General features: G+C 68.4%; 5 protein-coding genes and 2 pseudogenes. 3 read left to right on the top strand and 4 right to left on the bottom strand.

What is annotated here, in order from left to right:
- Positions 1-96, top strand: a pseudogene (locus FNH09_RS44025) (hemerythrin domain-containing protein); the annotation flags it as partial.
- Between the two features lie 966 nt (positions 97-1,062).
- Positions 1,063-1,422 carry an STAS domain-containing protein gene (locus tag FNH09_RS49320; protein WP_338017865.1) on the top strand — a complete coding sequence of 120 codons (360 nt, stop codon included), beginning with the start codon at positions 1,063-1,065 and terminating at the stop codon, positions 1,420-1,422.
- A gap of 359 nt (positions 1,423-1,781) precedes the next feature.
- On the opposite strand, the gene FNH09_RS44015 is transcribed toward FNH09_RS49320, so the two are convergent.
- The 4 genes and pseudogenes from FNH09_RS44015 to FNH09_RS44000 form a co-directional block, all read right to left on the bottom strand.
- On the bottom strand, positions 1,782-2,792 hold the full coding sequence (locus FNH09_RS44015; RefSeq protein ID WP_162470017.1) for an AI-2E family transporter: 1,011 nt from the start codon (positions 2,790-2,792) through the stop codon (positions 1,782-1,784).
- 540 nt (positions 2,793-3,332) lie between these two features.
- On the bottom strand, positions 3,333-3,752 hold the full coding sequence (locus FNH09_RS44010) for a CBS domain-containing protein (RefSeq protein ID WP_152895481.1): 420 nt from the start codon (positions 3,750-3,752) through the stop codon (positions 3,333-3,335).
- Between the two features lie 99 nt (positions 3,753-3,851).
- Positions 3,852-4,050, bottom strand: a pseudogene (locus FNH09_RS49315) (metallophosphoesterase); the annotation flags it as partial.
- A 163-nt stretch (positions 4,051-4,213) separates the two neighbouring features.
- Positions 4,214-4,483 carry a hypothetical protein gene (locus FNH09_RS44000; RefSeq protein ID WP_152895480.1) on the bottom strand — a complete coding sequence of 90 codons (270 nt, stop codon included), beginning with the start codon at positions 4,481-4,483 and terminating at the stop codon, positions 4,214-4,216.
- A gap of 217 nt (positions 4,484-4,700) precedes the next feature.
- Here FNH09_RS44000 and FNH09_RS43995 point away from each other — a divergent pair, with 217 nt between their 5' ends.
- Entirely contained in the window at positions 4,701-5,045 is a 345-nt protein-coding gene (locus FNH09_RS43995) for an ANTAR domain-containing protein (protein ID WP_152895479.1), read from the top strand.
- The last annotated feature ends 599 nt before the right edge of the window (positions 5,046-5,644 follow it).

The following is a 5,644-nucleotide window of genomic DNA, read 5'->3' as shown; positions in this document are numbered from 1 at the left end:
GCCCCGAACACCCCGCCCGCCAACAAACTTCTCGCGCCCGGCGCCGGCCTGGTGGACCGGGCCCGCGACCTCATCACCGGCCGCGGCAAGTCCTGACCCCCGCAGCGAGCGGTATCCGGGCCGGGCTGCGCACGTCCGGGTTCCAGGCCGGGAACCCAGGCGGCTGGCCACCGGACCGGAGGCAGGCCATGAGCCAAGGGCATCCCCGCAGAGCTTCTCGGCGACCTGGTGGTGGCCCTGCGCGCGGGGTGGACGGCGAGGTCCGCTTCGATGCCGGCAGCCTGGGTGTCTGCTCCACAGACGGCTCCAACTACCGGCAGGTCCCGCTCGGAGTGGTCGTCCCCCGGACCGTCGCGGCCGGGGCGCACGTGATGTGATGGAGGTCTGCGCGCGCTTCGACGCGCGTAGGGCATGCAGCGTCCGGGGCGGCCCTACGATGGTCCCGCCGCCCGGGGGCAGGTCCACCACACACATATCGGCTCGCATGACCCGGCAGGCGTGCGCGTCCCGCTGTCACTACAGCTACGGCTGCGGCGGACACCTGACCACGCCCTGGACCGATCAGACACGCGAACGGCTGGCGGGTCCGTCCTGGTCGCTGACGTCTGCCTCTGCCCGGATCGCAGGCTGCGGCTCGCGCCGGCGTGACGCCTGTTCACGGGCATCGTTGAACGGTGCGACCCGCCACGGGTCCCGGGCGTTGCTCACCCGAGGAACCAGCAGGATCCCGGACCGCCTGCGCAGCCGTTCGGGGGATCGCCCCGCGGCGCCGTCCATGAGGCCATGCTCCGGCTCGCGGGCAGGACTACGCTCTGCCTGCGGTCATCGCCTGGTCTTCCGTCTTCACCCCCGCGATGGTCACCGGTGGCCGCATCTCATCCGCACCTGACTCCGAACAGCGGACACCGTCGAGGGCACCGGGGAGCGCCTCTCGAGCGGTTGCCTCAGGGTCGCGAGACCCATTGGCCGAACCGCGTGCGGCGCCAGCACTGCGGGGTGTACCAGACCCGGTGGTGGGCAGGATCATGCGATCCAGGACAGGCCTACCCAATCGAGGAGACGGTGACCGAGAACTGGAAAGCCGACCGGCTGTCCATCGACCGCCGTATGGTCGACGGCGTCCATGTGGCGAGCGTGCGGGGTGAGATCGATTATGACGTCCGGGGCGTGTTCAGCAGCGCTCTGCTGTCCGCGGACAGCACGATGTCCCCGCTACGGATCGTGCTGGACCTCAGCGGTGTGACCTTCATGGACTCCAGCGGCATCAACGTCCTCATCACCGCCCACCGCAAGGCATGTGACGCCCAGGGATGGCTGCGCATCGCCGGTGCCCAGGAGCCTGTCCTGCGCCAGCTGCGGATGGTCGGGGTCGACACCCTCATCTCCTGCCACCCCACCATCGAACAGGCTCTGACTGCCTGACCTGCCCCTTCCGAGCCTCTCCAGGCGCCGCTGCACGACCGCATCCAGTTCCTGCCTCACCCTGAGGCTCCCCCGCTGCGCGGAGGCGATTTGGCGCCACTTCGGACGCTCAACAGGTGCTCGTCGGCTCCGTTGAGCCCGATCGAGCTCCACTCCCGCGTCGGCTCGAACTCCGCGTTCCACACGGTCAAGTGATCGCCCAGTGCTCCTCGGGCACGTCGCCGGACAGGATCCGTGGGCGGACGGGCCGGACGTGGCACCAGTAGGCGTACCCCCCTCTCGTGTCCTTTCAGGCGGACGAAACGGCCGTAGGGGCCTTTTCCTGCGCCGGTCTGGGCAGCGCCGTCCGCGAGGTTGCGTCATGTCCGTTCTTTCTTGGGGAAGACGTACTCGTCGAGGACCAGGCCTATGGCAGCGGCCGCCGGGATGGCGACAAGGGCGCCGATGATGCCCAGGAGCGCGCCGCCGACCAGCACGGCGAGGATGGTGACCAGCGGGTGGATATCGACGGCGAACTGCATGGCCCTCGGCACGATGAGATAGTCCTCGGCGACCCGGAAGACGATGTAGAAGACGGCTGTCGCGATCGCTATGGGAAGGGACACCGACAGCGCGACGAGGCTGACGACGATGCCGGCGAGAGTGGAGCCGACGATCGGAATCAGGTCCATCAGGGCGGTGAAGATGCCCAGGGCGGCGGGATACGGGACACCGAGGGCCGCGCACCAGCCGAAGGTCGCCACTCCGGCGATGCCCGAGGTGACGAGGTTGCCGAGCATGAACTTGCCTGTCCGGTTCATGATCTCTTCGGCCACGCCCTCGACACGCTCGCGGCGGCTGGCCGCCACGAAGCGGAAGCAGAACTGTTTGACGGCCGGCAATGCCGCCATGCAGTAGACGGTCACCGTGATCACGATCGCCCCCGAAGTGAGAGCGCTGAGGACGATGTGGCCTGCGCCCAGGACTCCGCCGGCCAGGCCGGTCGCTCCGCTGTCCGAGTCGATCTCGTGCTTGGCCCTCTCGACCAGGTGATAGTGGTCCTCCAGGCGCCCGATCGTCGACTGGTGGTCGTGCACCTGTTGCAGCCAGCCCGGTACGGCGTCGACCAGTGCAGAGATCTCTCTCGTCACCGGCGGGATGACCAGAGCCAGGAAACCGCCGAGCACCACGATGAACCCCGTCAGCACGATCGCGACGGCCCAGCCGCGCCGCAGACCCCGGCGCGTGAACCACACGACGAGCGGTTCCAGGCTGATCGCGATGAACACGGCCAGCAGCAGCAAGGTCAGCACCGAACTCACCCGCAGGACCGTCTGGACCGCCAGCCACGCCAAGCTCGCCCCCAGGCCCAGACCGAAGCCCACGGTCACCCACGACCGCCGACGCCGCCCGCGGGAATCCCGGCGCGACGACTGAGGGAACTGGGACCAGAACGCCGGTACATCACCCGCGGAGCCTGTCTCCGGGGCGTGCCCGCCCGTCCCCTCCACTGCGCCGTGCTCCTCACGAGCGGCCCCGGGCCCGGACTGCGCAGACATCGCGACGTCCCTCCTCGGCTGACTCGGACGGGCGTCGGTGTCACCGGGCATCGTCCGAGACGGGTTGGTGACAGTGCGAGTATCCAGATACTCCGCCGGAACCGCGGGCGGCGGCTGAGTGCCCACAGCAAGGAGGTGCGCTACCGGAGTGTCCCGGCAACTCGACGCCAGCAACCTGCCCAAGCGGCATCCCGTCCGGACCGGCGCCTCACGGATACCGGTGCGGGGTGCCGCTGGCAGTAACGGGTGAAGACATCGTTCTGGCGACGCCCTGCTGTGCCGGCATCGGTCCTGGCTTTTCTGGCGTCCGGGGGTTGCAGCCCCGGGATGTGGCGTGCCCGGGCCGGGCCGGCGCTCGGTCGGCTGGGCGCCTCAGGTGTTCGGCCGGGCCGCGCTGATGTCGCCCAGGGCCGACGTCTCGTCACGTTCGATCGCCAGATCGCCCAGGGCGAGGATGCCCACCGGCCGGTCGTCCTCGACGACCGGGAGCCGGCGCACGGCGTGCTCGCGCATCAGCCGCACCGCCCGGTCCAGGGTGTCGTCCGGGGTGACGGTGACCAGATCCTCACTGGCCGCCTGCATCACCGTGGTCTCGTCCGGGTCCACTCCCTCGGCGAAGGCTCGTACCACCAGGTCGCGATCGCTCACCAGGCACCGCAGATGCCCGTCTTCGGTCACCAGGACCACGCCGACGTCCTCGTCCCGCATCATCCGGGCCACGGCGCTCACCGACGCCTGCGGTTCGGCGGTCACCAGCTCGCTGGTCATGATGTCGCGTACATGCTTGGCCATGACAGGCTCCTCTCTCACGGTCCGACTACGGCTTACGGCAGCCGGGTACCCCGGTGAGCGGTCCGTCCCGGGCCATCACGGGTTTCGGCGGTGGATCCGTCACGGGTCCAGGCGGTGGACGTGGAACGCCGCTCCGATGACAGGCCGGGCGTAGTTGCGCAGTCACTCCGCCGCCGGTCTCGATGCCAGCGTGCGCGCGTCCGTGGAGGGCGAGGTCGGCACCCGCGGTGTCGATGGCCTCGGCAAGCAGGCAGGAGATCGAGGACCTCGGTGTACCGGCAAGAGTACGTCGGCACGGCGGGGCAGAGCCATGACAACCTCCAGAGGATAGATGCCAACGCGTACCCACAAAGCTGACATGTATGTAAAAAGGCAATGTCGGGCTTGTCGGAGCCTGCTCTCAGCGCCATCCCATCCCCTGCCTGCCGAAGTCCGGGTTCATCCACTCGTTCCTCGCGGACCTACCAGGGACTCTCCCTGGGGCAAACCTCGGCCAAAAGCTCCAACAGGTAAGCGGCGACTGAATCAGGCTCCCCACGCCGCACCCAGGTGTAGACGGCAGTCTGCGCCGACGGGTCGGCGTACCCCAGGACGTACCCGTCCACCAGCCCGTCGGTGTTGGGGCACTGCCGCACCCAGACCTGCCGAGGCATCCCGTTGACCTCGGCCAGGGCCTCGACGTCGTCACGCCCTGGGCTGTCCCGGAACTGATACGCCCAGTGTTTCCGCATGCCGACATTCTTTCCCCGGCCCTAAGAAATCCCGCTACGGACATCCGCCGCGTCGCCCAATAGAGTCAATAGCAGCGCCCCCACGTCGGCTCCCCCTCGACGGCTGGGTCCCTGACCGGTCCTGTGCGGGATGCCCTCGGCGCGGTCGGGCAGGGAAATGACAGAACCGGCAACCGATCTGGGAGCGGATGGAGGCGCGACGGTGGACCATCCGCGGATGAGTCGGATCCAGTTGCACAATTGGCTGGCGGAACAGGTGAAGGGCCACGAAGCGGAACGTGTGCAGGAGCTGCAGGAAGAGAAGGCGCAGCTTCTCGAAGCGATGCGCGCGCACGCCGTGGTCGACCAAGCCATCGGAGTCGTCCTCGCCACAAAACAGCTGACGCCGGAGCAGGGGTGGGATGTGCTCCGTGAGGTCTCCCAGCGGACGGACATCAAGCTCCATCACGTGTCAGAGCTGATCATCAACTGGGCCCGCACCGGGGAACTGTGCGCTGACATCCGCACGGAGCTGGAGCGACAGCTCTCGCAGAACCCGCAGCCCTCGCAGAACGATGCATGAACAGTGCTCGACGCAGCCGCATGACGGCTCCGACGTTCTCGAACTCCGCGGCCCCGCTCGCAGGTGTCGATACTGAGACCGGCGGCCCCCGGCAGCTCGCCAGGCGATCGTTGTCCGTGGGGAGAGGGGGAGATCGTTGCCAAGTTGCGGGATGCGGCCGAACATCGGACGCAGGCGCACTTCACCATCGGGGAGGACCAGGCCCTGGATATTGAGCCGCGACCAACGCCGGAAGATCGTTCACAATGCACCGGGTGCTGGCCTGCTTCGCACTGTAGGCGGATGTCTACGGTTCCCGTGGATACCGGCCACCGGCCGCCGCTCGGCAAGCGGGCTGGCCGCGACGCCGGGCAATGGGTCGCCTGGCTGCGGGCATCCCGAGCTCGAGGCCGGAATCCTGGCCAGTACTAGTAGGGCTTGGTCAGATTCGCTCGTGGTTGGAGTGTCTGCTGGTGGGTTGGTGTCGTTGGGTTGGTGTGACACCTGAGGAGATGGCCGGGGTCCGTGAGGACTTGGAGGCGTTCGCGGCGGATCTGTTCGACGGGTTCTTCCGTGCGGATCAGCGGCGGTGGGGGCAGGCGTATGTGCGGGGGCTGTTG

Source organism: Streptomyces adustus (assembly GCF_009377175.1).
Classification (GTDB): domain Bacteria; phylum Actinomycetota; class Actinomycetes; order Streptomycetales; family Streptomycetaceae; genus Streptomyces; species Streptomyces adustus.
Note: the sequence above shows the minus strand (reverse complement) of the source record. Positions and strands in the feature narration are given on the sequence as shown.

Bases quoted from the DNA above. Each gene is read 5' to 3' on its own strand.
- FNH09_RS44010 (WP_152895481.1), bottom strand. From the start codon at position 3,752: ATGGCCAAGCATGTACGCGACATCATGACCAGCGAGCTGGTGACCGCC.
- FNH09_RS44000 (WP_152895480.1), bottom strand. From the start codon at position 4,483: ATGCGGAAACACTGGGCGTATCAGTTCCGGGACAGCCCAGGGCGTGAC.
- FNH09_RS43995 (WP_152895479.1), top strand. From the start codon at position 4,701: ATGAGTCGGATCCAGTTGCACAATTGGCTGGCGGAACAGGTGAAGGGC.